Raw genomic sequence first — 23,674 nt, 5'->3', positions numbered from 1 at the left:
CTTTGCTCCTATCGACGGTTCTTGAAGATTTGGATGATCAGCGTGGCAATGCCGCAGCATAGGCCGCCGATGGGCCAGGGCAGCCAGAACAGGCCCTGTCCGGTTTGCCATCCGCTGGACTGATTCATCTCGTCGATGGGCTCGCCCGTAAACAGCAGCAGCATACCGATGATGGTGGCAATGATCATGATGATGCCGCATACCGCGCCGGTGAGCTCTGCATAGCGGTCATGTTCGCCGGAACGTTCCTTGCGTTCCTTTTCCAAAGACGCATTACGCTCGTCGATATTCATCAACGCATAACGGATGCCCACATAGATGAACAGCCACACGCCGATTGCTGACGCGATCATCATCAGGCATACCGGCCACCCGTCGTCGGCGAGCAGCACTTCTTCGGCGTATATTGTCATCGTAAGGCCAGCGATGATAACGGCGATGCCAACGACCACGCCCACGGCGGTACGTCGTGCGGCATATGTTCGATCAGCATCGGTGTAGAAATCTTCGATGAATGGATGCCGGCGATTGAACTCGTGATGTGCCAGGCCGCCAGGAATCAGCAAAGCAAGTCCTATTACCGCGCCCACGAGGACAAACAGTGCGGATAGGACTTCGTTCCATGGACTTGGCCCGATAATCGAATAGTGTTCGTCGAACAGATTCGCCACACCTACGCCGACAGTAACTGCTGCAACACCTGACGCCATCATTACGGCGAACCGGCGCACATGATCGTCGTAACCGGTCATATCCTGCGCCGGTTCCGCAGAGGTCATCGTCCGTAAGCCGCCGTCCGGAACTTGTTGATCCTGAACATGATCGTCATCGGAAACTGCGGATGTTGCAGGTGAATCACGAACTGGCGAATCAGTCGATGCCAGAGCCTTGGCAGGATTGCGCACATCACCCATAACCAGATCGTCCAACGTGCAGCCGAACAGATCGCAGATCATCATCAGCTTATCCATTTCGGGATAAGCCTTTTCGCTTTCCCATTTGGATATGGACTGGCGTGAGACGCCCAACAACATTGCCAGACGCTCCTGTGTCAGATTACGGCTCGCTCGCAAATATTGCAGATTGTCACGGAAGCTCATCGTGGGACTCCTTTACATAGTTACGCGCTTCAGTGTATGGCCTCACTATGCGCTATCTGCCCCATTTGGCGCTACCAACTTGCGGTCGCATTCTGAAAATCCCGCGCAACCTGTGGTTGCATCGGCGTCATTCCAACGTTTTGAGCTCACTGTTCATCGTCTGATCGTCCGTTCGAATAACGCTTTGGTGCGAGTCTTTGACATCTCGGCTCGAACGTTCGTCTCATCCTCATCGACGATGTACGCATCAGTATCCTTCTCAATGAGCACGGCACCATCCCGCACCCTGCCCTCGATATTCGCCACGGGAACATGGATGTGCCCTTCGGGTGTTTCCACGACGGCCGTATCGTTCTCGATTCTGTCAATGATCAGCATGCTGTTCCTCCTTGCAGAACTGTTCGGTGTACTCACGGATGGCAAACGCCACATGGTCCGTAGCCTCGGTTGATTGCCTCCTGTTTGCTTACAGGGATCGGATTTTTCGTACGGTTCATGGTGCGGCATCCTGCACGATGATATTTCTCTCCCGTAGGCGTGAGGTATACGGTTTCCTGCTGAGCCTGCTGCTCTTGCAAGGCTTGAGCTTCAGCCTGTGCCTGAGCCGCAGCGGCTGCTTCCGCCTCCTGACGCGCTTGTTCCTCAGCTGCGGCTTGAGCCTCGGCTTCTTGCCGGGCTTTCTCTTCCGATTCTCGACGAGCCTTTTCTTCAGCACTTACGCCGGCTACCACATCACCCGTTCGCGCTGTGGAGACCGTGACACTTTTGCCATCGGAGGTGACGACAATATTGCCATTCGCGGCAGTGCTGTAGACTTTGGCGCTCGCTCCTGCTGCCGCATCAAGGGCGCTCTGATCGGGATGACCGTAATCATTGCCCTCGGCATAGGACATGATGATATTGGTTGGACTGGTAGCCTCCATGACGGCCGCGTCCGTTCCCGTTGCACTGCCATGATGGGCCGCTTTAAGCACATCCACGTGCCCGGGATCATCCTCGACGATGGATGCGGCCGGGGCGTCGCCAGTGAACAGCATCGCCGTATCGCCGTACGTAACCTTCAGAACGATGGAATAATGATTCATATCATCGGATTGAATATTGCTTTGCGGGCCAAGCACAGCAACCTCATAGCCGGCGTCTTCGTCAATGATTTGCTCCCCGGCAGTGGCTTTGTTGACCTCGCAATCCTCCGATTCAACGGCGTCAAGAAATTCGTTGTAGGTTTCGGTGCCCTCACTCGCATCAGGCATCCATACTTCGCCAATATCAAACTCATCGAGGACGCCGATGAGTCCTCCCACATGATCGGAATGAGGATGCGTTGCCACAAGATAGTCAATCGCTTCAACATCCTGGCTGTTGAGATAGTCGACCACGGTTGTTCCGCTTGCCGCCTCGCCGGCGTCAATCAGCATCGTCTTGCCGTCAGGCAGTTGCAGGAATTCGGAATCGCCTTGACCAACATCAATGAAATGCGCTTTAAGATCCGTAAGTTGCACGACGGTTTCTTGCTTATCGGAATCCGTGCCGGCTGTGGTCGAATCGATTGTGTTAGTTGAGGAACTGCAGCCTGCTACACATCCAAGGACAAGCGTGGCGGTAGTGATCATAGCCAGATAGCTGATAGCCGAACGGCTCCACTGCCATATATGCTTCACGTTGTACGCTCCTTTGCGTGACTCAACATTGGATTTATGCCACTATTTTTTCATATCTCGTTCTTATTTGCGGTATTTCATTATGCTTATTTGCTTGAGTGCACCATAACAATCAGGCATTGGCCACAACAAATTACCACTCCTATAATCCCTGCGAATAATAATCGTGAAATTGGTCTGTTTATCGCTCAATAACACGATTGCGAAGAATTAGGATGACGATGCGTAACAATCACACACACCAGTACACCAGTATGCCGCAATCCGGAGAATCTCATAAGAATAATACACGCAATATGACCAATAAACCTGATGCAACGGGCAAACGCGCTGGCATTAATATGTTGGATGGCCCTATTTGGAATCGTGTGCTCATGTTCGCCTTGCCGGTGGCAGCGACGGGCATGCTCGAACAGTTGTTCAACGCGACGGGCGTGGCCATCGTCGGCAACTTTTCCGGCTCCCAGGATACACAGGCCGTGGCAGCGGTGGGCGCGAACAGTTTCATCGTCATGCTGGTCGTCAACCTCTTCATCGGCGTTTCGCTCGGCGCCAACGTGGTGATTGCCAATGCCATCGGCCGTGGCAATCATGATGCAGTGCGCAAAGCAGTGCACACTGCGATCATTATGGCCGTTGTCGGCGGCATTATTTGCGCCATCATCGGCGAGCTTGGTGCCGTCGCCATCCTGAAGCTGTTGAACGTACCAGCTGACGTGCTTCCATTGGCATTGGTGTATCTGCGCATCTATCTGATTGGTTTGCCGGTAATCCTGCTCTACAACTTCGAGGCCGCGATCTTCCGTTCCATCGGCGATACCGCCACGCCGCTTAAAGCGCTCGCCATGGCAGGAGTGCTCAATGTGGGACTGGGATTGCTGCTGACGGCCGGCTTCCACTGGTCGGTGGCGGGTGTGGCATGCGCCACCGTGCTGTCCAATGCGTTCAGTTCGATGCTGTTGCTGCGAAAACTTACGCACACCGACTCCCCCATTCAGGTCGATCTGCGTGCATTGCAAGTGGATGGCATGGCCCTGCGCGCCATTCTGCGCATTGGTGTGCCTGCTGGATTGCAGGGTGCGGTGTTCGCCTTCGCCAATGTGATTATCCAAGGTGCGATCAACAGCCTCGGCTCCACGGTAATCGCCGCTTCCAGCGCCGCATTCAACATCGAAGCGCTTGCCTACCAAGTGTTCAATTCCTTCTCCCAGGCTTGCGCCACTTTTACCGGGCAGAACCATGGCGCCGGGCAGAACGCCCGTTGTCGTCGCGTGCTGGCCATCTGCTATCTGGAGGATGTGATTATCACAGCGTCGGTAATCGCTCTGGTGCTGCTGTTCGGCCATAGCATGCTGACGATATTCGTGCACGACCCGGATGCGGTCGGCATTGGATACACGCGTCTGGTGTTGGTGTTCATCGGCTACATTTTCTCCGTGGCCTACGATCTGGCATCGGGCTATCTGCGCGGATTCGGCATTTCGTTGGTGCCGGCTCTGCTTACCGTGCTCGGTGTGTGCGGCACACGCATCGGATGGATTGCGTTCGTGTTCCCGGCGCACCGTAATTTCACTACAATTATGATGGTGTATCCGATTAGCCTGGCTATCACCGCTGCGTTGGTGATTGGCTCGCTCGTTTACTATCGTCCGTCTTATCGCAAGTAGCGACAACGTCATTCAATACGCAAGAAGCCCCTCATATGAGGGGCTTCTTCAGCTCAGCAGCAGCAACTGGTGTTGGGATGATGTCGGTCGTATTCCTCGCGGGCACGCAGGTATTCGACTTCGCTCATCGGGGTTTCACCGGGATGATCAGTGGCAAAATGCTCAAGATAATGGTCGTATCGGGCTTCGCCGCTGATCTCACGCAGATACCAGACGATACCTTGCCATGCGTTTTTCAATCGATCGATAATCATCAACATATCCAGTTCAGGCTGCGGTTTTCGCGTTCTGTGCGAGTTCGTGCAGCTTGGCGCTGTATTCGCGTTGCACCTTCTTCTCCAGCGTGGTGGCGATCAGACCGGAGGGTGCGAACCATTCGGATTCGACGAACAGCTCCTCGGAGGTGGTTTCGGCACCGAACTTGCCGGCGGCCAGCACTTTGGCGACCACGACGATACCGACGATCACGAAGATGCCCATCATCACGAGGAAGAACACACTCAGCACACCGTCGAGGTAGGCGTTGAACAGGGCTGCGTTGGCATTGGCCAGAGCCTCACCTTCCAAAGCGCCGGAAGCAATCTGCGCCTGGTACTTGGAGGCGGTGGCGAAGTAGCTCAGCGGTCCGAAGATCTTCTGGAAATCGGCGGTGAAGGTCACGGCCACATCCCATACCAGCGGCACAACGGGAATCCACAGGTACTTCTTGTATCCCATCTTGGCCACGCACACGGTTACGAGCACGAAGCAGGCAGCCGCGAGCAGCTGGTTGGAGATGCCGAAGATCGGAACCATGGCATTGATGCCGCCGTTCGCATCGGCGACACCCACCCACAGCAAGCCGCCCCACATGCCGGTGGCGACCAGCGTGGTGATGATGTTGCCGGGACGCCAAGTCGGATCGCCGAACTTCTTCAAGCGCTTGACATTGGCGAGCATTTCACCAATCTGGTAGCGGGCCACGCGGGTGCCGTTATCAACGGTGGTGAGGATGAACAACGCTTCGAACATGATGGCGAAGTGATACCAGAAGCCCAGTGAGTTTTGACCGCCCAGATAGGACTTGAGGAAGTTGGCCATGCCCATGGCGAAGGTGGTTGCGCCGCCGGTGCGGGAGACGATGGTCTGTTCGCCGAGGTCGGAGGCTGCCTTGGTGAGTGCTTCTTCACCTTGGTAGGTCTTGGGGCTGCCGCTCTCATCGACGGAGTCCCAAGTGACCTGCATCTGGTTACCTTCGATGTCGGAAACCTGCATGGCGTTCACAGCGGCGACGGCGTTGGCTTCGGCGGAAGCCTCGGCCGAATAGGATTCGCCGGCCGTGGCCTGAATCTGCGCGGCAGACATGTTGGTGGCGAAATACAGGCCTTGGCTCAGGGTGATTGCGGCGATAAGTGCGATTACGGCGGTGAAGGATTCGACCAGCATGGAGCCGTAGCCGATCATGCGGATCTGGTTTTCCTTTTCCACGGCCTTCGGCGTCAGACCGGAGCTTACCGCACCATGGAAACCGGAGAGGGCACCGCAGGCGATGGTGATGAACAGGAACGGGAACAGGTCACCGGAGAAGGTCGGGCCGGTGGCAGTGGACGCAAGCTCGGTCAACGCCGGCACCTTGACAGACGGGTTGGCGATGATGATGCCGACCACGAGCAGCACGAGGGTGCCAATCTTCATCAGGGTGGACAGGTAGTCGCGCGGGGTGACGAGCAGCCAATGCGGCAGCGCGGCAGCGGCGAAGGAATAGATCACCAGGGCGATGACGAGCTGAGGGGCGGTCAGGGTGAAAATCGGTGCGAGCACCGGAGAATCGGCGATGTAACCACCGGCGACAATGTCAAGCACAAGCAGCACGAAACCGAGCAGCGTGGTTTCGATTACGCGACCGGGGCGCAGGAAACGCTGATAACAGCCCATCAGCAGTGCGATCGGGATGGTCATGCCGATGGAGAACACTGCCCAGGGCGAGGCGGCCATGGCCTTGATGGCCACAAGCGCAAGGAACGCCATGGCGATGGCGGTCATCACCACGAGGAAGATCGACAGGATCATGCCGCCGAACTTGCCCATTTCATCGGTGGCCATCTGGCCCAGGGAACGGCCGCGGCGCTTGGCGGAAATCCACAGCACCAGCATGTCCTGCACGGCGCCGGCGAAGATCACGCCGAGAATGATCCACATCACGGAAGGCAGGTAGCCCATCTGCGCGGCAAGAATAGGGCCGACCAGCGGGCCTGCACCGGAGATGCCGGCGAAGTGCTGTCCGAACAGCACGCGACGGTCGGCGCGCTCGAAGTTCGCACCGTCATGCACACGCTCGGCCGGAGTGGCGTTCGCGTCGTCGGTGCGCATGATCTTCATCTGGATGTAATACGCGTAGAAACGGTAGGCGATGGCGTATGAGCACAGTGCCACGACGACGAACCAGATCGCGCTGATCTGCTCGCCGCGAGAAACGGCCAAAATGGACCACCCGCATGCGCATACAATCGCGATGGCCGCCCACAGCAGGGCTTTGGGCCAGGTCCATACCATCTTCGGCTTTACGCCGACCGGCAGACCCTTGGAGTTACGGATCACGCGCTCGGCTTCCGCCGGAGTGTAATCATTATTGAATTCGAGTGTACCCGGCGCCGGGGTTCCGGCTGGGGTAGCCGCAGCATTGACGGCTGAGGTTGTCATGTTCTTCCCATTCTCCTAAAACAACTCACTACAATGGATGCTTATGGCAAACCATCTGTGAGCCTAATTCGCTGTCAGCGAACGGTTGAAAAACATCCCACGATGTGAACCGCAGTCCACAAACGCAGTCACAGCCTCCGTGTCTTTTGCCGCGGCAGCTCTTATCTGTTTTGAATCACTGTTTGCCGCTACGACGCGATGTAGCCATCCGTGAAATGGAAAACAGTCCGTACACGGCAATGCATACGGACGCCACCACGCATAGGTATCGGGCGAAACTGACCGCCACGCCGGCCGCATGGTTGCGGCGTGTGCCGAGTAGCAGCATGTCTCCAAGCAAGCCACTGTCTGCAAAGCACCAGACTCCGGCGAGCGCAATCAGGGCCATGAGCAGCAACTGCACGTAATCGAATGCCGTGTTGCGAGCATGCGCTCGCATTCGCGATAAGGCCCCGCGTGTATGCAATCCTAAGTGGATGGCCATGAGCAGGAATCCCCATGCGCTGGATGCCAGATGGAGGTCTCGGGCGAATTGGGTGGTGCGGATTGGCGCCGCTTCGAACACCGAGCCGGACATCAGTACTGAGCTGACCGCCATGAGCACCATGGCAGCGCATAGGAGTGCGTCGATGGCTACGAACAGTGTGCGCTGGGTGTTGTATCGTCCGCGCCCAAGCATGCGGAACCAGCGCATGTTCAAGAGGTGGTGTGCGGCGAAAAGCACGAAAAGTGTGATGCCAAGTATGGCGTGGGCCATGAGTCCTCGCCCTGCTTGGTAGCCCATGAGGTAGAGGAACAGGATGAACATGGCGGCATCGACTGTGATTTTCGCGATGCGAAGCGCTTTTGCCTTGCGTTGGCGCTGTGTGGTGGCGGAATGTTGTTGTGGTGTGTGAGCCATTATTTATGCCAGCCCGCTTTCGGATAGCCAGGTGTTGATGTTGTCGGTCAGGTCGCTTCCTCCTGAATAGGTGAATTCGAATCCTTGTCCGATGAGTGCGCCGGGGGCTTGCTTGGCGAGGTCGGAGATGGAGTCACCGAATCTGGTGCCGCCGTTTGAGGAGAATGGGATGATTGTTTTGCCGCTTAGGTCGTAGGATTCCAGGAATGTTGAGACCGGCATCGGCATGGTGGACCACCAGGTGGGGTAGCCAAGCAGGATTACGTCGTAACGGTCCATGTTGTTCACGTGGTCGGCGAGCGCTGGCCGAACATTGTTGTTGAGGTCTGCTTGTGATGCTTCGTAGATGTTGCCGGTGTAGGGTTCAGCCATCACGATTTCGTGCAGATCGGCGCCGGTGGAGTTGGCGATGAGTTCTGCGGCGTGTGCGGTGTTGCCTGAGTAGGAGAAGTAGGCGACGAGGATGCTCGGGTTGTTGGGGATGGTGATGTTGATTGCATTCCAGGTGTGTGCGACTCCTTCGCCGGGTTGTGCGTTGCGGGCGATGCGGAATCCCATGTTTTGGTCATGGGTGCGTGGGTTGGTGGCGGAGCGGTAGGCGTTGCGCAGTTGTTTGGCGAAGTCGTCGTAGCCGCCTCCCCTGTTGACGCGTAGCGATCCTGATTCGGGTCCGTATGGGTTATTGCGTCGGCTGGTGTCGTATTCGCCGTAGTAGTCGAATACCCATTCCGATACGTTGCCTTCCATGTCGTAGAGTCCGTAGGCGTTTGCCTGCAGGGATCCGACGGCGATGGTTTCGCCGCGGTTTTCGCTTTGTACCACGTCGGGGTTGATGTGGTTGACGTAGTTTTCTTCGATGAGGTAGGGGTAGGTGCCTTCGAAGTTTGCGTCTGCTGCGGTGATTTGGTCTCCGGTGGTGAAGATGGTGTCGGTGCCGGCGCGAGCGGCATATTCCCATTCGGCTTCGGTGGGCAATCGGTATCCGTTTGCGGAGCGATCCCAGGCCACATTGTCGCCGTCTACGGTGTAGACGGGGTCGAATCCTTCGGCTGCGCTGAGTCGGTTGCAGTATTCGATGGCGTCGAACCATGTCACTTGTTCAACGGGGAGGTCGTCGCCGTGAAAGTGGCTTGGATTGGATCCCATGATGCGTTCGTATTCGGCTTGTGTTACTTCGGTGGGGCTGATGCGGAAGTCGGAGAGTGTGACTTCGTGTTGTGTCTCGTCCGCTTCGCGTTGGCGTTGTGAGTCTGGGCTGCCCATGGTGAATGTTCCGCCTTCGATGAGCATCATGGCGGTTTCTCCTGAATTGTCATGCTGGGCGGTGTTGGATAGGGGTGTTGGCTGGGATGATTGTTCGGGTGTTCGTCGTATGGCGAACCACCAGATGCCGGTTGCGACCAGTGCGATGGCGGTGATGGACGCGATGAGCGTGATGAGTTTGGCGTTGCCTGAGGCTGCGGCGTTGCCGTTATGGTCGGTCGATATCATGTGTGTTGCTTTTCCGTGAGGGGGGTATGGGTGAGTGCCGGCGAGCCGCCGATGGCTTGACGATAATCGTGGACGAGGGAGGCTCGCAAATACCGATTTACTGGCATGCTCCATGCTTTGCGGGCATTGACAGCGCTGTCGGTTCTTTTCTATCCTGAGAGTGATGTGATGTAGGGAGGGGATTTCGATGGAGATTCGGGTGTTGCGCTATTTTCTGGCGGTTATTGAAGAGGAGGGGTTCACCGCGGCCGCTGATGTGCTGCGCATGAGCCAGCCCACATTGTCCCGTCAAATCCAATCCTTGGAGGATGAGATCGGCGCTCCCCTGTTCGTTCGTGGCACGCGCGGCCGTACGTTGGAACTTACCGAGGAGGGGCGTTTGCTGCGACGGCGCGCCGAGGAGATTGTGGCGATCAGTGACAGGGCGTTGCGCGAGCTGGCACATACCGGGCAGGAGCTTTCCGGTGATGTGAGCATCGGTTCTGCCGAATGTGAAACCGTGCGTCTGCTCGCCTGCGCCATGACTTCATTGCATGAGCGTCATCCGGGTATCCGTTTCCATATGTTCGATGGCAATGCCACTGACATTCTGGAGAGGGTTGATGCGGGTATGGATGATTTCGGACTGGTGCTGGAACCTGCGGACATGTCCCGCTTCGATTACCTGCAACTGCCGGTGCGCGACCAATGGGTGTTGATGATGCGGCGGGATCATCCGCTGGCTTCGCATTCCTCAATACGACGCGAGGATTTGAAGGGTGTTCCCCTGATCGTTCCGCGCAATGCCTTCAAGCGTAACGATCTGTCCGGTTGGATCGGCGGAGGCATCTCCCGGCTGAACATTATCGGCACCACCAACGTCACGCACAATTCGCAGTTGATGGTCGCCGAAGGATTCGGCTGCAAACTTGCGCTGCGCGACTCCCTGCTGGACGCGGGAGAAACAGGGTCGGGCGACCTGGTTTCCCGGCCGCTCGACCCTCCAATGGATGCGCATTTGAGTCTGGTCTGGCGCAAGGGGCAACCCATGTCGCACGCCTGCCAAGCCTATTTGGACGAGATTCGCACCCTGATTTCCCAAGAATCCTAACGATTTCCGAGCGATATTTTGTTGTTGTTCATCATGGATTGCAGTGAAGCAGTGAATCCGCAAAGGACATATTCAGAGAGCATATAAGAAGAGCTCCTACTCAGACAGCCGAACGTCCGTAGAACATACCTGTTGGGCATGGTCAGGCCATCCGTTTATGCATTGGCTTACATAAAGCCACAGGGACTACAGTATCCGCAGATAGTCGTTCCATTGCTTTGCGCCGCTTTTGACAACGGCGAACATCCGTCGCGGATGGCCATATTCGCATAAGGAGTCCTGTATATGCCCGTCGTCGATTCAACGCGCCAACACCCTACGTCACGTATTCCGGTGGTGGCTGCCTCGACTGCGTTCTTTTTGAGCTGCATGGACGTGCTGATTGTCAATCTTGCGCTGCCGACCATTGGCGAACAATTGGGCGGTGGCATGTCCGGACAGCAATGGGTGGTGGATGGCTATACGTTGCCGTTCGCCGCGTTGCTGTTGGGTGCTGGCAATCTCTCCGACCGGCTGGGTGCCAAGCGGGTGTTCGCGGCCGGCTCCGCGTTGTTTCTTATCAGTTCGCTGATCTGCACGTTCGCGTTCACGATGCCGATGCTGATTGCGGGGCGTGCAATCATGGGCGTGGGCGCTGCGGCTTTGCTACCTTCATCGATGAGCGTGATCCGTGAGAACTATCCTGATCCGGTCGAACAGGGGCAAGCCATGGGCTATTGGGCGTTCGGTGGCACCATTGCCGCCGTCATGGGGCCGATTCTGGGAGGACTGCTGACGCCAATTCACTGGAGTCTGGTGTTCGCCATCAATATTCCCGCCTGTCTGCTGATTCTTGTGTTGATTCCCAAGATGCAAACCTCCGAACGCCGGTCCGCACCATTCGATTTCGCTGGACAGATACTTGCCATTGTCGGATTAGGCGCTCTGGTCGCCGGTCTTATCGAAGGAGGGGAACAAGGATTCGCTTCCGTACTGGTTGTCTCTTTGCTGGCGATTGGCGTTGCCGCGTTGGCGATGTTCGCGGTTGCCGAATGCCATGCTCGCCATCCGATGATGCCGCCAAGCACGTTGCGCTCATACGACATGCGCGTATCCATGCTGATCGGCTTGGTGTTCATGGTCGCCTGGTACGGCATGGTGTTCCTCACCACCAGTCTGCTGCAGAACGAACTCGGACTCTCCCCATTCATGTCGGGTCTGGCGTTTATCCCCTCGGCGTTCGCCGGTATGATCGGCAACCTGCGCTCTCCCGGTATCGCCACGGCGCATGGCACCCGAGTACCGGTGGTCGGAGGTCTGATTGCCATGACCGCCGGCCTGACCACCATGGCACTGCTCGGTTCGCATCTGAACGCTTGGTCGGCGGCCATTCTGGTCGCCGTCGTCGGCTGTGGATGCTCGTTCGTCACGCCGCCGACATCATCGCTGGTATTGCGGTCGGTCGCTCCGGAACAGTCAGGCATTGCGGGAGCAATGTTCAACACGATGCGTCAGGTTGGCAGCACGCTCGGCATCGCCGTCTTCGGCACGCTGGTGGCTTCAATGAGCTCCTTCACCTCGGCCATGCGCATATGTTTTCTCGCCACGGCTGCTTTGTTGCTGATAACGCTCGGCTTGTCGATTCGTTTGGAACATAATCCGTCAAACATAACAGCCAACCGCCGAATCGCAGACCACGTCGCAGTGGATTAAAATTAACACCGTTTTTACAGTCTGTCAGCGATTAGCGCGCAATGCGAGCGCACGACTTCAGCGCAATGATGGAATCGTCCCATCTCCCCCGCCGTTAAATGCAGGTCGGTGAATTCGTTCGCGCCATTGCCGTCCAATCCGATGGGCAGGCTTAAGAACACGTCGCGCTCGCCGTATTCGTATTCGCCGTCGATCAGCGTGGATACGGGAATCACACGGCGTTCATCCCACAGAATGGTTTTGACCAATCCGGCGACCGTGGTAGCGATACCGTAGCTAGTGCCGCCGCGACGGTTCTTGATTTCGTCGCCGCGCCTTCGAGTCGCATCCTCGATGCCATCCAAGCTGACGCCGGGGTATCGGCCGGGATTGTCAGCAAGAAACTGCGAGAACGATTTGCCAACGAAGGAGACCGTCGACCATGGAATGAACTGCGAGTCACCATGCTCGCCGATAACATATCCGGACACGGTGCGAGGATCAAGACCAGTGACCTCACCGATGATGGTTTTCATACGCGAGGTGTCAAGCGCAGTACCCGAACCGATCACCTGTGCGCGCGGCAGACCGGTGCGCTTCCATGCATACCAGCTGAGCACATCGACCGGATTAGACACCATGATGAGAATGCCGTCAAACCCAGATTCTCTGATATGGCCCAGCATCGGATCAACGATGTCGACGGCGGCCATCAGACCATCCAAACGATTCTGCCCTTCAACCGGGCGCGGGCCCGCGGTGACGATAATGATATCGGCTTGGGCGCAATCATCCCAGTCGCCTTGTCTGATGGAAACGAACCGGCCGAGAAATTCCGAACCATCGGCCAGATCCATTGCCAATCCACGCGCCTTTTCAGGATTATGATTGATGAGCACCAGCTCATTGGTCAATCCCTGCAGCACAATGGACGACGCCACCGCCGAGCCCACCTGGCCAGTACCAACCACTACCACTCGAGATCGATTCGTCGTGACCATGCGTCTGTCTCCTTTATCCGTCTCCTGTGCCGTCCTGCAATCCGCCTTGGATCATGCCCCGACGAGTTCAGGCGGTCGACGAGTCGAGAAACGGAACATAAGTGCCGCGAGAATAACGCCCGTCACGCCGACACCAACCATGATATGCATACTCGAGGCGAATCCACTCACATACGCGTCAGTTTCACTCAAGCCATTGTTTAATCCTGCCGTACTGGCTTCGGTGATCAGTGCACTGGCGACTGCGGTGCCGATTGCACCGGCAAGCTGCTGGATGGTGTTCATCGCGGCCGATCCGTCAGCGTTCAATCGCGCCGGCAGCTGATTCAACGCGTGCGTCTGATCGGGCACAAGCACGAAGCCCGAAGCGGCCATGAACATGGCGAAGGCAATGGCCACCACCAACTCGTTGCCGCCGCCAAGCATCAGTACGGCATCCATCACACTTACGCCGATGAATCCGCAGATAATGAACTTGGGTGGGAAATGGTTTTTCAACGCACTACCGATCAACGGCGCGGATACGGCTCCGATGATCGCGCCGGGCAGCAGTACCAGCGCCGCGACCATACTGGTTTGGCCGAAGCCTCGCTGTAGCAGGATCGGTAGCAGGAAGTTCAGTCCGAGCACACCGCCTGAGCTCATAATGAGGATCAGCATGCCGAGGCTGAACCCCGGATAAGCGAACACGCGCACCTCGATCAGCGGATGCTCCATCTTGAGCTGCGCTACGGCGAACGCGGCGAGCACGATGACGCTGCCGACCAATGTGGCCCAGAAACGCCAGTCGCCATTCCATTCGGCGAAGAAACTTACTGCAACAATCAGACCGGATAGGCCGAGAGCGATCACCAGCAGTGAGGGAACGGAGATATAGCCCTTCTCCCCCTTTCGGATGTCGGGAACGGTGGCGATGCCGAGTGCAAGCGACAGCACGAGGAACGGCAGCATCGCGTAGAAGATCCAATGCCAGTCGAGGTATTCCATCACCATGCCGCCGAACACAGGCCCGATGGCGGGTGCCACGCAGGTGACGAGGCTGACGAGGCCAAGCATCATGCCACGCTGCTCGAGCGGTGCTTTTTCCAGGATGATGTTGGTCAGCAGCGGCAGCGAGATGCCGGTGCCGAGAGCCATCACCAGTCTTGCGGCGAGCAGCATCGGGAAATTCACGGCCACCGCGCCGAGCAGGGTGCCTGCAGCGAATACGGCAACCGCTGTGACGAATAACGCTTTTGTCGGGAAGGTGCGCACCAGGAACGGCGAGGTGGGGATTGACACCGATAGCAGCAGCAGGTAACCGGTAGTGAGCCATTGCACCACGGATGCGGAGAGGGAGAATTCCGTCATCAGCGCGGAGTAGGCGATGTTGAGGCTGGTTTCGGACAGGACGCCGAGGAAGGTGAGGATCGCGAGCGCGACCACCACGATGATGAGTTTGCCTTCGACGGCCTGTTTGCCGCCGTTGGGAGCGGTTTGGGCGGAGTCGTTCGTGTAATTGTTGGTCATAGTGATGAATAAGCCCTTGGGAAGATTGTTCTGAATTCGATTGATGCGTCGTGGGTCGCGCTGCGGGTTTCGCGCGCACGGCAGGCACGTCTGGCACGCGGGATGCGTCGATCCGCTGCGGGACATGCGGAATCGGTTCAGTCGAACAGATCCGACATTGGAACCAGCTGGCGAGGGTTTTTGCTGTTCATCGGCTCCATACTGTACACACCCGCCGCGAACACCAGCTTGCCCGTATGAGCTCTAGTCTCCTGGACGACATGTGTTATCGCAACACGACAAAGTTTTATTGACAAACGATAAATATGTGGTCATACTGGATTTATCGACAAACGATAACACCGTCATTGCTGACGGACGCCTTATAAGGAGATCATCATGGACAACGAGCTACGCACATACGCAAAGTCTGACGGAGCCGTAGCCCGCTTGCGTGCGTTCAACCGCATTGCATGGGTCATCGCAAACGCCGCACAGATGTTGATGTGGGTCGCTGTCGCGGTAACCGCCGCCATCGCCGTCATACTCATCGTCGCTGCGATGAAACCCGGCGAACCTTTCGCTGTCTCCGGCGACGGTGACGCCGTTCAGACCATATTCGGCGACTCCGACTTCCATCTCTCCATTCACCCGACCGTTCTGAACACGACGTTCAACGCCGTCCAAAGCGCGCAATCCATCGAATGGCTGAATCTCGCGCTGGCTTTGGCCGCCGCCATCGCCACCTACGCGTTGTTCGCGCTCACCTTGCGCGAAATCGCAGGTATGTGCCGCGACCTGAGCAGTTGGGCCGAAAACCGCCCGGAGGGCACACCGTTCGTCGCCTCGATCACGCAACGGCTTCGGCGCATGGGATGGTTCATGGTCGCGGTTCCACTGATCACATTCGTTCTTGGAGCAATCGCCATCTTCGCCACTGACCGTGGCGCCAGCATCTCCGTTGGATCCAATGCGATATGCGTGATGGTCGGATTCATCATGCTGACGCTGGCGCATGTGTTCGAATACGGATTACAGCTGCAGACGGAAGTGGACGGATTGCTATGAGCGAACCACATGAATCTGGCGCGGCGAACCTCTCTCCGATCACTTTCGAGGCCGCAGAATCCCCCAGCGCCGAAAGCGGTATCGCGAGTATCGATGACATGCACGGCCACATCGTCCTGCGGCTCGACCGGATGATGGTCGAACGGGGTCGGTCGTTGAGCTGGCTTGCGGAACAGGTGGGCATCACGAATGTGAACCTGTCGAAAATCAAAAACAACCGCGTCAGTGCGATCCGCTTTTCCACCCTGGCCGCAATCTGCGAGGCCCTAGACTGCCAACCCGGCGACATCCTCGAATACGTGAAAGACTGACACACGCCCTTGTATGTATATGTACATTACCTGTCACACGGAACCGCTGATCGGCTTCTTGCCGGTATGTCAATGGAATCCTTCTACGACGAGAGTTTGCGATACAGGTCATATGCTTCGGCCGCAATTTCTTCCGGGCTTTCCATCATGCCGCGCTCCAACCAGTAGCGGAACACCCCTACGAATCCGTAATACAGGAAGTAATGCCGCAGAGTCGAATGATTTTGCTCGGATAGGGTGGAGAAATACCGGAAGAAATAGGCCGACAGGTCACGCAACGCCCCTTGTTCGCGCAACAGCGCGAACAAATCCCTATGCTTATGCAACGTGGTAAAAATCAGGCAGAAACACGCACGCATATCGTCGGCATTGGACTGAAGATCCCCGCGCACGGAATCGAGCACATCATCAATGCAATGCTCCACTAAATCATGTGCGCCACCGTAATACCGGTAGAAAGTGGAGCGGTTGATTTGCGCGAGTTTGCATATCTGCGAAACGGTGATCGTCTCCAACGGCTGTTTCCGAAGCAGCTGAAAGAACGCCTTGTCAATGGCATCTAACGTGTAACGAGTGCGCAAATCCATACTCACCCCATCACTTGCGCAACACATCGGCGAATCTGTTGCGCAACGTACATATGTCGTTCGTGTGATGGTTGCCGACCATCGGACTCCTCATTATATTCAACATGTCACGTTATGCAACAGTGTCGCTTATCTTTCCACAGGAGTCAATCACATGAACCAGCTTCTCAATCTGCCCCTATTCCAACTGCTTATCGCGCTTGTGTTGTATCTTGCGTATCTCGCCTATGTGATGTTGGGCGGCATGCGCAAAAGGAAGGCCGGACTACGCCGTTTCATCATCATGATCGTCGTCCTGTTTTGGGGTTTGACGCAGGCCTATGACGGGGTGCACACGGAGGCCGAAATTCTCGATTTGGCGCTGATCACAGCTATCGCACTCGTTAAAGCGTGGTACTTGGGGCATAAGAAGATGGTCGAGCAAATCGACGGCGTCTATTACATCTGGCATGACATGTCATATGTGCGGGCATGGTTCATGTTCTTCGTGGGAAAGATAATCCTCACCGCCGCTGTGGGGTATTGCACGCACATCACAATGCCCATCTGGCATATCGTGTTTTATTTCTGCGTGTATTTCACACTCCGTTCGGCCATCATCGTATACCTACACCCGCAGGCGTTCCTGCGTTCGCGTCGATAAGGCGGCACCGCCGGCGTTCGCCGTTCGCATGCCACCGAACCCCTCTTCAATCCAACACTAAACGCCCCTCGCACACGCTCGACCGCATCATAGGCGGAAGGCGGACGGCATAGCGCCACCCGCCTTCAGTCATATTCACTCGCCACGACTCAAGCTGATTGCTTGACCAGATAGCGCAGCCACAGGGTGTTGCCGTCCTTGACTTCGGCGCTTTGCAGCTCGAAGCCGATTGGAGTGTCATCGGACAAGCCCTCACGGGTGTCGAACAGGGCGGGAGTGCTGTTCGAGCCATCGGCGGCGGACGCGACGACGATACTCACTTCGTCGCACATGCCCGCTTGGATGAACGACCAGTTGAGCACGCCGCCACCGCCAAGCATCAACGTCTCGACGCCGAACAATTCCTTGAGCTTGGCGAGCGCCACCGCATAGTCGAGCACGTCGTCGCCGGCGATGACGTAGGAGATGTTGAGTCCGTGCAGGAACGCCTTATATGCATTGGAAGCTTTGCCTGTCAGCACTTCGACAACATGCGCGGTGGCACCCGCATAGGTGAGGCTGTTGCGCTTCCAGCCGAGTCTGCCGGACGGGTCGACCGACACGTAATACATGCCGGTCTTCTCGGCCACGTAATCACCTTCCGGGACTTCCCCGGCCGTCTCGTCGAGTTCGGGCTCGGCGTAGAAGGTGAAGTTGTCGTCGGTGGTCACACGGCCAGACAGCCAACCCTGGTGCTTGTAGTAGGGGTTTTCGCCGAAGGTAATCGAATCGAACACGGCACCGGCCGCATCGCCCTCCGGCGTGCTCATGTATTTGCCCATGATCTTGCCGTCAAGAGAGGTCATCATATGGCAGAAGATGTACGGTCTGTTCATTGTGTTGCATCTTTCTTTTTGCGTGGACGGGTGATGGTTACGCCGCGACCGGCCGTCCGAGAGATCGGTCACTCTCGGACGGCCGGCCATCGGTACGCCTTCGATATGGCGCTGTGCGTCACTTGAGGTTGGAGGCGAAGAACTCTTCGATCTTGTCGAAGGGAATGCGGTCGGTGCGGTCGTACAAATCGATGTGCTCGGCGTCATCCACCACGACCATCTGCTTCGGCTCCTTGGCAGCGGCGTAGGCGTTCTCACTGAAGAAGCGCGAGTGGGCGCGGTCACCGACGATGAACATGATCGGGCGCGGCGAGATCTCGTCGATGTAGTCAAGCAGACGATAGTTCATGAACGCCATATCGCTGGTGGTGGTGAAGCCGCCACGCGCACGCGGATGGAAGCCACGCTTCAACGCATAGAAGCGGAACCATTCGGCGTCGGGCTCCTCCAGTTCGGCCGGCACCTCGTCGAGCGGCTGGTCGGGGAAGTACGGATTGTATTCGGGATAGCCGTTTTCAGCATCCACCCAACGCTGGCGGGCCAGCTGCTCCTTGCGCGCGGCGATGGTCTGCGCGTCCATGCCGAGACGTGCGGCGGCGGTCATATCGTACATGCTTGCGGTGGCGACGGCCTTGATGCGCGGATCCATCTGCGCGGCGGACAGGGCGAAGCCGCCCGAGCCGCAGATGCCGATCGCGCCGATGCGCTCGCGGTCCACGAAGTTCTGCAGTCCGAGATAGTCGACGCCGGCGCTGAAGTTCTCGGTGAACAGGTCGGGAGACGATACATGACGCGGATAACCCGATGACTCCCCCATATGGCAGGGATCGAAAGTGAGCACCACGAAACCTCGCTGGGCAAGTTCGTTCGCGTAGACGCAGGGGCCTTGCTCCTTCACACCGCCGTAGGGCGCACCGACGATAATCGCCGGCAGCTTCTCGCCATCGTTCAAATCGGCCGTCTTGGCGACGTACAGGTCGCCGGCGATCGTATACCCGTAACGGTTGGGATAGAAAACGTGCTTGTGCTCCACGGCGTCGCTCAACGGTGCGATGTAATGCTCTTCAGCCATGACGGTTTCACCTTTCTTTCATCTGCTAAGCGTGCTACAAGGCATTACATCATCTCAACGCTCTCATATCCAATACCTATCGCATATAAGTATCCATGCATTCTCCCTATGGGTGAGAATATGATGAGGAATATTCTTTGCCCGCAATCACAGATTCCTAAGAGATGGATTTAGGTCGGCCTGCTTTTCGTATGCGATTTGCGAGCCATGCCTCGACTGCGCTTTCGGAATAGAGCGGCCCTTGCGAAGTCTCTATAACAGGCTTGGGAAATGAGCCTATCTCTGGGAATTTATATGCACGTTGTCTGCTCACGTCGGCCATCCGGGCGATTTCGGCATAGCCTACGACCTTCGGATACAACGGCTCGCGATTACGTCGCGTCGCTTCATCCCATTCGGCTGCCGCAATGGCGCACACCTCATGCTTTGGCAAGGATTGGGTGCCGGCAAGCAAGTCAAGCGCATCAGAACACGCCTTGGCGGCATCGCCCGATTCGACGGCCAGCGTCACGCTGCCACCGTCTCCATTTGGATTAACGGCGACGCTCGCCCCATATGCCCCGATTTCCTCCATGAGATCGAAAGCTTTCTCTGCGTCGAATCCTTGTTCAGTCTTGAAATCCACCGTGACCTGCCACTGTTTACCCGTCACACAAACCTCCTTGATCGACCACACGACGAATAGCCCCGACGGTCGAACTCACCGTCGGGGCACCGCCGCTCACTCTTGGAACCCGCCACGTCGAAGATATGTCAGACAATTTTCATACCACCGCACATCCGAAGGTGTTTTGTGAATGGCCACTGCCTGCTTCGATTTGTCGGACGGATAGCACATCCAGCCCTTTTTCATAGGCTCGATACGCCATCCCTGCTCCTCAAGCCGTTCGAGAAGCGGCGCGATGCGTTTATCCTGTATGGGACAACCTTTCATCGTCGTCGTCAACTGAATTGCTGACAATGTCAACATTATCATCAAACATTGTCACTGTCAATAATTACTGGTGTGGCGATTCATCACCGTTTGAGGCTGACAAGATATTCTTTGCGATCAGATGGGATGCGACGGGATTCGCGGGCTTTCTGAATGCTTTTATTGTGAGTCCAGTCATCCAGACGCAATTCGGGTGATGCATCGGACTGAAACACAGCAATGGCGGTATCCCATTGTTTGGCCAAAGCCGTGGCGAAATACCATGCGCGAGCCATATTCACGTAATATTCCGTTGAGCGCACACCGGCTACTACCGCTAACTGATCCGGTCGAAAACGCGGGTCGTCAAGAAAATCCGTCATCAGAGTGTCCACGGCATAGCGCACAACATACGTGCGCCCATCGGCAACCCATTCGCATAACTTCGTTTCAATCGCCTGTGCGTTCGCCTTCTTGGAACGAAACGCCTTCACCGATATCGCATCACAGACGGCCCAATTGTCCACAAATGGCAGAAATCTATCCAGCATATCGAAAGCTTTATCCGTCGTGTGAGCAGCCATACCGATCAGCAACGCATGCAGCATGTTCTCTTCAAATAGAGCGTGGGGAAGGTTATTCATGAACCCAACAACTGTTGACGTGCCTTTGGCTTTGTCCGCAGCCAGCAGCTCTTTCGCATATGCACGAAGCTTAGGAATCCTCACGCCCAACATCGTCGACGGATCCACGTTCGGAATCAGTTTCGCGTTGAATATGCGATACTCTTCATCTGTCATTCCTTGCAGGTCAACCTGAATATCTTCGCAGCTCACGGACGCCATAGAACCTCCATCGTCATCGCATCGGAAGGTATAATCGAACAACAAACGGTCTCAGTGTCCAGAGACCACCGGCGTAAAGCGCTTCAGCCTTTCGCCGAAGCAACTGTTCAAGGATAGCCTAAGGATGGCAGCAAGGAAGCCAAGGCAAAATAGCGTTTCGCATCATAACCAGCAAACCAGAGCTGTCGACCAACAAAACAAACTGGCCGACGAAGGCAAAACGAGGCAACCGATCGCATCCTTGTTGCAACAATCCCCCCCCCCCGTAAACTATTCCACAAGCAAACAATCCAACCCAACTGACCGGAGAAGCTCATGCCATTCGACTATAAGAAGGAATACAAGGACCTGTATCAGCCGAAGACTAAGCCGGCGATTGTCGAGGTGCCGCGCATGAGCTTTGTGGCGGTTGAGGGCAAAGGGGACCCGAATGAAGAGGGTGGCGACTATCAGACGACGCTGCAACTGTTGTATGGCATCTCGTTCACTATCAAAATGAGCAAGAAGTCCAAGAATCCCGATGATCAGATCGACGGCTATTTCGACTATGTGGTGCCGCCGTTGGAAGGCCTGTGGTGGATGACCGACGACGGCATGCTGACTGGCATCGATTATTCGCGCAAATCCGATTTTCACTGGATTTCGATGATTCGTCTGCCCGAATTCGTCACACCGAATGTGTTCGAGCATGCGCGTGAACAGTTCGCGGCCAAACACCCCGAAACAGACGTTTCGCGCGCATTCCTGTTCGACTTCGACGAGGGCACGGTCGCACAGGTCATGCACAAGGGTCCCTACGACGATGAGCCCGCCACCATCACCGCACTCGATGCATACGCCAATGAGCAGGGTTACGCACTTGACTTCGGAGCTTCTCGTTATCACCACGAGATCTATCTGAGCGATCCGCGCAAAAGTAAGCCCGAAAACCTCAAAACCGTGATTCGTCATCCCGTAAAGCCCACCGACCAGTAGAGATATTCAGACACTGACTGCGCGTGCTGCCGGAGCCGAATAGTCACCCGCAGTCAGGTTTCGAACCTAAAGACGCTACAACATGAGTGCTGAGGTAGTATGCGAATCATGACATTCACATGGGATGCAGCACAATACCTAAAATTCTCCGATCAGCGCACACAGCCAAGCCGCGACCTGGTCAATCGCCTTCCCGCCGATGACGGCATGCCGCACAAGCTGCTGGACATTGGTTGCGGGCCGGGTAACAGCACCGCACAACTTGCTTCACGCTATGCCAAGGCCGACGCGCTGGGCATCGACACTTCAGCGGAGATGATAGCAACGGCTCGGCATGACTACCCGAACATGACCTTCCAGGTGCTTGATGCCGCCGAGCTTGATACCTTGCCGAACGACTTCGATGTGGCGTTCACCAACGCCTGCCTGCAGTGGGTGCCGAACCATCGCGAGGTGATTCCGGCCATGCTGCGCCGCGTCAAGTCGGGCGGAGTGGCAGCCTGCCAGTTCACGCAAACCATCAAACAGCCGGCACACACCATCATGCGCGAACTGGCAACCACTGCCCCCTTCAGCGAATACATTGGCACCGCAGGCACACGCCCCTACCATCATCTGGGCGGTGACCATTTTGATGTGAGCGCTTATTACGATCTCATCGCGCCCCTGTCCAAGCACGTCGAAGTGTGGGAAACCACCTACATTCATGCGCTGAACGGCTACGACGGTGTCATCGAATGGTATCGCGGCACAGGCATGCGCCCCTATCTGGCCCAACTGCCCGACGCAAACCTGCGCCGCGAATACGAACAAGCTTTCGTGGATCGACTGCGTGCCCTCTACCCGCTTCAGGTCGATGGCACTGTGCTCATTCCGATGCCAAGGTTCTTCTTCCTCGCCCAGCTGTAGTGCCCGCGCGCCGGTTCAGCTGTTGCGGTTGATTTCGATGTCACTGACCGTCAGGTTGGCGTTATTGACGAGATTAAACAGAATCACTTCGGCAAGCTGATCGGCGCGCATGAAGGTGTGCTGCTTTTCTACCGAAACATAGTCGTGGCTGTCTCGGTAGAACGCGGTATCGATGCCGCCAGGGTATACGCCCACGATTTTCACGCTGGTACCCTTGTAGGCAGCCTGCAGGCTCTTCGTGTATCCCTTCTCGCCCCACTTGGTGGCACAGTAGACACTTTCGTTGGCGTTGCCGCGCGTGGCAGCCGTACTCATAACGTTGGCGATCTTTACGTCGCGCTCGCCGGTGGCCTTCAACGTTTCGACGCTGAACAATACCATGCCCTTAAGCCCCTTGAGGCACTTGTCAACGTCGGCAGCTTCATAGGCGGTCGGTACCTTGAAACTTGGCTGCCCGGCGTTGTTGATCAGCAAATCGATATGACCACGCTTGGCGATGTCTGCCACGGATTCTTTGACGAATTTCTCGTCGGAGATGTCACCAACATAGGCCTGATATTTGTCAGATGTGAACTGTTCGCTAAGCTCGGCCTGGCGTTCCGCATCGAAGTCGATGCCTGCCACGAACCAGCCACATTCGATAAGCTGCTTGGTCAGTTCATAGCCAAGTCCCAGCGCGCTGCCTGTAACGATTGCAATGTTCCTGCCTTGAGCGTCAGCCATTGTC

23 protein-coding genes are annotated in these 23,674 nt (G+C 56.5%); 8 read left to right on the top strand and 15 right to left on the bottom strand.

Features of this window, described 5'->3' with window-relative positions; translation table 11 throughout:
• Window positions 1–8: 8 nt before the first annotated feature.
• The 3 genes from G1C95_RS01945 to G1C95_RS01935 all read right to left on the bottom strand — a co-directional run bounded on the left by G1C95_RS01945 (window position 9) and on the right by G1C95_RS01935 (window position 2,761).
• Complete coding sequence (locus tag G1C95_RS01945; RefSeq protein ID WP_169171238.1) at window positions 9–1,100, bottom strand: helix-turn-helix transcriptional regulator; 1,092 nt, start codon at window positions 1,098–1,100, stop codon at window positions 9–11.
• A 153-nt stretch (window positions 1,101–1,253) separates the two neighbouring features.
• Window positions 1,254–1,478 carry a DUF3006 domain-containing protein gene (locus G1C95_RS01940; RefSeq protein ID WP_169171237.1) on the bottom strand — a complete coding sequence of 75 codons (225 nt, stop codon included), beginning with the start codon at window positions 1,476–1,478 and terminating at the stop codon, window positions 1,254–1,256.
• A 32-nt stretch (window positions 1,479–1,510) separates the two neighbouring features.
• Window positions 1,511–2,761, bottom strand: a complete 1,251-nt coding sequence (locus G1C95_RS01935; protein WP_169171236.1) for a ComEC/Rec2 family competence protein — start codon at window positions 2,759–2,761, stop codon at window positions 1,511–1,513.
• A gap of 296 nt (window positions 2,762–3,057) precedes the next feature.
• Here G1C95_RS01935 and G1C95_RS01930 point away from each other — a divergent pair, with 296 nt between their 5' ends.
• The gene (locus G1C95_RS01930) at window positions 3,058–4,428 is read left to right on the top strand and encodes an MATE family efflux transporter (RefSeq protein ID WP_169171235.1); all 1,371 of its coding nucleotides are present in this window, start codon (window positions 3,058–3,060) and stop codon (window positions 4,426–4,428) included.
• Between the two features lie 53 nt (window positions 4,429–4,481).
• Here G1C95_RS01930 and G1C95_RS01925 read toward each other — a convergent pair whose 3' ends face one another.
• The 4 genes from G1C95_RS01925 to G1C95_RS01910 form a co-directional block, all read right to left on the bottom strand.
• The gene (locus tag G1C95_RS01925; protein WP_169171234.1) at window positions 4,482–4,682 is read right to left on the bottom strand and encodes a CstA-like transporter-associated (seleno)protein; all 201 of its coding nucleotides are present in this window, start codon (window positions 4,680–4,682) and stop codon (window positions 4,482–4,484) included.
• A gap of 13 nt (window positions 4,683–4,695) precedes the next feature.
• Window positions 4,696–7,107 carry a carbon starvation CstA family protein gene (locus tag G1C95_RS01920; protein ID WP_169171233.1) on the bottom strand — a complete coding sequence of 804 codons (2,412 nt, stop codon included), beginning with the start codon at window positions 7,105–7,107 and terminating at the stop codon, window positions 4,696–4,698.
• A gap of 175 nt (window positions 7,108–7,282) precedes the next feature.
• Window positions 7,283–8,008 (bottom strand): DUF4405 domain-containing protein, encoded by a 726-nt coding sequence (locus G1C95_RS01915; RefSeq protein WP_169171232.1) that lies wholly within the window; start codon window positions 8,006–8,008, stop codon window positions 7,283–7,285.
• Between the two features lie 3 nt (window positions 8,009–8,011).
• A complete protein-coding gene (locus G1C95_RS01910) occupies window positions 8,012–9,499 on the bottom strand; it encodes a flavodoxin (protein ID WP_205832657.1) in 1,488 nt (495 codons plus the stop codon).
• Window positions 9,500–9,686: 187 nt separating this feature from the next.
• Between G1C95_RS01910 and G1C95_RS01905 the strand changes: the two genes are divergently transcribed.
• Together G1C95_RS01905 and G1C95_RS01900 are read left to right on the top strand one after the other, a co-directional pair.
• Window positions 9,687–10,589 carry a LysR family transcriptional regulator gene (locus tag G1C95_RS01905; protein ID WP_169171231.1) on the top strand — a complete coding sequence of 301 codons (903 nt, stop codon included), beginning with the start codon at window positions 9,687–9,689 and terminating at the stop codon, window positions 10,587–10,589.
• A 285-nt stretch (window positions 10,590–10,874) separates the two neighbouring features.
• Window positions 10,875–12,281, top strand: coding sequence for an MFS transporter (locus G1C95_RS01900; RefSeq protein WP_169171230.1), 1,407 nt, complete (start codon window positions 10,875–10,877; stop codon window positions 12,279–12,281).
• A gap of 14 nt (window positions 12,282–12,295) precedes the next feature.
• On the opposite strand, the gene G1C95_RS01895 is transcribed toward G1C95_RS01900, so the two are convergent.
• Together G1C95_RS01895 and G1C95_RS01890 are read right to left on the bottom strand one after the other, a co-directional pair.
• A complete protein-coding gene (locus tag G1C95_RS01895; protein ID WP_169171229.1) occupies window positions 12,296–13,261 on the bottom strand; it encodes a lactate/malate family dehydrogenase in 966 nt (321 codons plus the stop codon).
• Window positions 13,262–13,312: 51 nt separating this feature from the next.
• Entirely contained in the window at window positions 13,313–14,770 is a 1,458-nt protein-coding gene (locus G1C95_RS01890) for a DHA2 family efflux MFS transporter permease subunit (RefSeq protein ID WP_169171228.1), read from the bottom strand.
• A gap of 378 nt (window positions 14,771–15,148) precedes the next feature.
• Between G1C95_RS01890 and G1C95_RS01885 the strand changes: the two genes are divergently transcribed.
• Window positions 15,149–15,817: a DUF2975 domain-containing protein gene (locus tag G1C95_RS01885; protein WP_169171227.1), complete on the top strand. Its 669-nt coding sequence runs from the start codon at window positions 15,149–15,151 to the stop codon at window positions 15,815–15,817.
• A 98-nt stretch (window positions 15,818–15,915) separates the two neighbouring features.
• Window positions 15,916–16,128: a helix-turn-helix domain-containing protein gene (locus G1C95_RS01880; protein ID WP_169171507.1), complete on the top strand. Its 213-nt coding sequence runs from the start codon at window positions 15,916–15,918 to the stop codon at window positions 16,126–16,128.
• An 83-nt stretch (window positions 16,129–16,211) separates the two neighbouring features.
• Here G1C95_RS01880 and G1C95_RS01875 read toward each other — a convergent pair whose 3' ends face one another.
• Window positions 16,212–16,715: a TetR/AcrR family transcriptional regulator gene (locus tag G1C95_RS01875; RefSeq protein ID WP_169171226.1), complete on the bottom strand. Its 504-nt coding sequence runs from the start codon at window positions 16,713–16,715 to the stop codon at window positions 16,212–16,214.
• 154 nt (window positions 16,716–16,869) lie between these two features.
• On the opposite strand from G1C95_RS01875, the gene G1C95_RS01870 reads away from it, so the two are divergent.
• Complete coding sequence (locus tag G1C95_RS01870) at window positions 16,870–17,358, top strand: hypothetical protein (protein WP_169171225.1); 489 nt, start codon at window positions 16,870–16,872, stop codon at window positions 17,356–17,358.
• A 149-nt stretch (window positions 17,359–17,507) separates the two neighbouring features.
• On the opposite strand, the gene G1C95_RS01865 is transcribed toward G1C95_RS01870, so the two are convergent.
• The 4 genes from G1C95_RS01865 to G1C95_RS01850 form a co-directional block, all read right to left on the bottom strand.
• A complete protein-coding gene (locus G1C95_RS01865) occupies window positions 17,508–18,233 on the bottom strand; it encodes a RibD family protein (protein WP_169171224.1) in 726 nt (241 codons plus the stop codon).
• 118 nt (window positions 18,234–18,351) lie between these two features.
• Entirely contained in the window at window positions 18,352–19,305 is a 954-nt protein-coding gene (locus G1C95_RS01860) for an alpha/beta hydrolase (RefSeq protein WP_169171223.1), read from the bottom strand.
• Window positions 19,306–19,462: 157 nt separating this feature from the next.
• Window positions 19,463–19,957: an RNA-binding protein gene (locus G1C95_RS01855; protein WP_169171222.1), complete on the bottom strand. Its 495-nt coding sequence runs from the start codon at window positions 19,955–19,957 to the stop codon at window positions 19,463–19,465.
• Between the two features lie 365 nt (window positions 19,958–20,322).
• Window positions 20,323–21,063, bottom strand: a complete 741-nt coding sequence (locus G1C95_RS01850) for a DNA alkylation repair protein (RefSeq protein ID WP_169171221.1) — start codon at window positions 21,061–21,063, stop codon at window positions 20,323–20,325.
• Between the two features lie 315 nt (window positions 21,064–21,378).
• On the opposite strand from G1C95_RS01850, the gene G1C95_RS01845 reads away from it, so the two are divergent.
• Both G1C95_RS01845 and G1C95_RS01840 read left to right on the top strand, forming a co-directional pair.
• A complete protein-coding gene (locus tag G1C95_RS01845) occupies window positions 21,379–22,038 on the top strand; it encodes a GyrI-like domain-containing protein (protein ID WP_169171220.1) in 660 nt (219 codons plus the stop codon).
• A gap of 108 nt (window positions 22,039–22,146) precedes the next feature.
• The gene (locus tag G1C95_RS01840) at window positions 22,147–22,947 is read left to right on the top strand and encodes a methyltransferase domain-containing protein (RefSeq protein WP_169171219.1); all 801 of its coding nucleotides are present in this window, start codon (window positions 22,147–22,149) and stop codon (window positions 22,945–22,947) included.
• 15 nt (window positions 22,948–22,962) lie between these two features.
• Here G1C95_RS01840 and G1C95_RS01835 read toward each other — a convergent pair whose 3' ends face one another.
• Window positions 22,963–23,670 carry an SDR family NAD(P)-dependent oxidoreductase gene (locus G1C95_RS01835; protein WP_169171218.1) on the bottom strand — a complete coding sequence of 236 codons (708 nt, stop codon included), beginning with the start codon at window positions 23,668–23,670 and terminating at the stop codon, window positions 22,963–22,965.
• Between the last annotated feature and the right edge of the window lie 4 nt (window positions 23,671–23,674).

This window comes from Bifidobacterium oedipodis, assembly GCF_012932425.1.
In the GTDB taxonomy this organism is placed as follows: domain Bacteria; phylum Actinomycetota; class Actinomycetes; order Actinomycetales; family Bifidobacteriaceae; genus Bifidobacterium; species Bifidobacterium oedipodis.
The sequence above is the reverse complement of the archived record's forward strand: the minus strand, read 5'-3'. Positions and strand labels throughout refer to the sequence as shown.

What these genes read in the sequence shown, in the direction of transcription:
- G1C95_RS01945 (WP_169171238.1), bottom strand. Translation starts at nt 1,100, where the DNA reads ATGAGCTTCCGTGACAATCTGCAATATTTGCGAGCGAGCCGTAATCTG.
- G1C95_RS01940 (WP_169171237.1), bottom strand. Translation starts at nt 1,478, where the DNA reads ATGCTGATCATTGACAGAATCGAGAACGATACGGCCGTCGTGGAAACA.
- G1C95_RS01930 (WP_169171235.1), top strand. Translation starts at nt 3,058, where the DNA reads ATGACCAATAAACCTGATGCAACGGGCAAACGCGCTGGCATTAATATG.
- G1C95_RS01925 (WP_169171234.1), bottom strand. Translation starts at nt 4,682, where the DNA reads ATGATTATCGATCGATTGAAAAACGCATGGCAAGGTATCGTCTGGTAT.
- G1C95_RS01920 (WP_169171233.1), bottom strand. Translation starts at nt 7,107, where the DNA reads ATGACAACCTCAGCCGTCAATGCTGCGGCTACCCCAGCCGGAACCCCG.
- G1C95_RS01915 (WP_169171232.1), bottom strand. Translation starts at nt 8,008, where the DNA reads ATGGCTCACACACCACAACAACATTCCGCCACCACACAGCGCCAACGC.
- G1C95_RS01910 (WP_205832657.1), bottom strand. Translation starts at nt 9,499, where the DNA reads ATGATATCGACCGACCATAACGGCAACGCCGCAGCCTCAGGCAACGCC.
- G1C95_RS01905 (WP_169171231.1), top strand. Translation starts at nt 9,687, where the DNA reads ATGGAGATTCGGGTGTTGCGCTATTTTCTGGCGGTTATTGAAGAGGAG.
- G1C95_RS01900 (WP_169171230.1), top strand. Translation starts at nt 10,875, where the DNA reads ATGCCCGTCGTCGATTCAACGCGCCAACACCCTACGTCACGTATTCCG.
- G1C95_RS01895 (WP_169171229.1), bottom strand. Translation starts at nt 13,261, where the DNA reads ATGGTCACGACGAATCGATCTCGAGTGGTAGTGGTTGGTACTGGCCAG.
- G1C95_RS01890 (WP_169171228.1), bottom strand. Translation starts at nt 14,770, where the DNA reads ATGACCAACAATTACACGAACGACTCCGCCCAAACCGCTCCCAACGGC.
- G1C95_RS01885 (WP_169171227.1), top strand. Translation starts at nt 15,149, where the DNA reads ATGGACAACGAGCTACGCACATACGCAAAGTCTGACGGAGCCGTAGCC.
- G1C95_RS01880 (WP_169171507.1), top strand. Translation starts at nt 15,916, where the DNA reads ATGCACGGCCACATCGTCCTGCGGCTCGACCGGATGATGGTCGAACGG.
- G1C95_RS01875 (WP_169171226.1), bottom strand. Translation starts at nt 16,715, where the DNA reads ATGGATTTGCGCACTCGTTACACGTTAGATGCCATTGACAAGGCGTTC.
- G1C95_RS01870 (WP_169171225.1), top strand. Translation starts at nt 16,870, where the DNA reads ATGAACCAGCTTCTCAATCTGCCCCTATTCCAACTGCTTATCGCGCTT.
- G1C95_RS01865 (WP_169171224.1), bottom strand. Translation starts at nt 18,233, where the DNA reads ATGAACAGACCGTACATCTTCTGCCATATGATGACCTCTCTTGACGGC.
- G1C95_RS01860 (WP_169171223.1), bottom strand. Translation starts at nt 19,305, where the DNA reads ATGGCTGAAGAGCATTACATCGCACCGTTGAGCGACGCCGTGGAGCAC.
- G1C95_RS01850 (WP_169171221.1), bottom strand. Translation starts at nt 21,063, where the DNA reads ATGGCGTCCGTGAGCTGCGAAGATATTCAGGTTGACCTGCAAGGAATG.
- G1C95_RS01845 (WP_169171220.1), top strand. Translation starts at nt 21,379, where the DNA reads ATGCCATTCGACTATAAGAAGGAATACAAGGACCTGTATCAGCCGAAG.
- G1C95_RS01840 (WP_169171219.1), top strand. Translation starts at nt 22,147, where the DNA reads ATGACATTCACATGGGATGCAGCACAATACCTAAAATTCTCCGATCAG.
- G1C95_RS01835 (WP_169171218.1), bottom strand. Translation starts at nt 23,670, where the DNA reads ATGGCTGACGCTCAAGGCAGGAACATTGCAATCGTTACAGGCAGCGCG.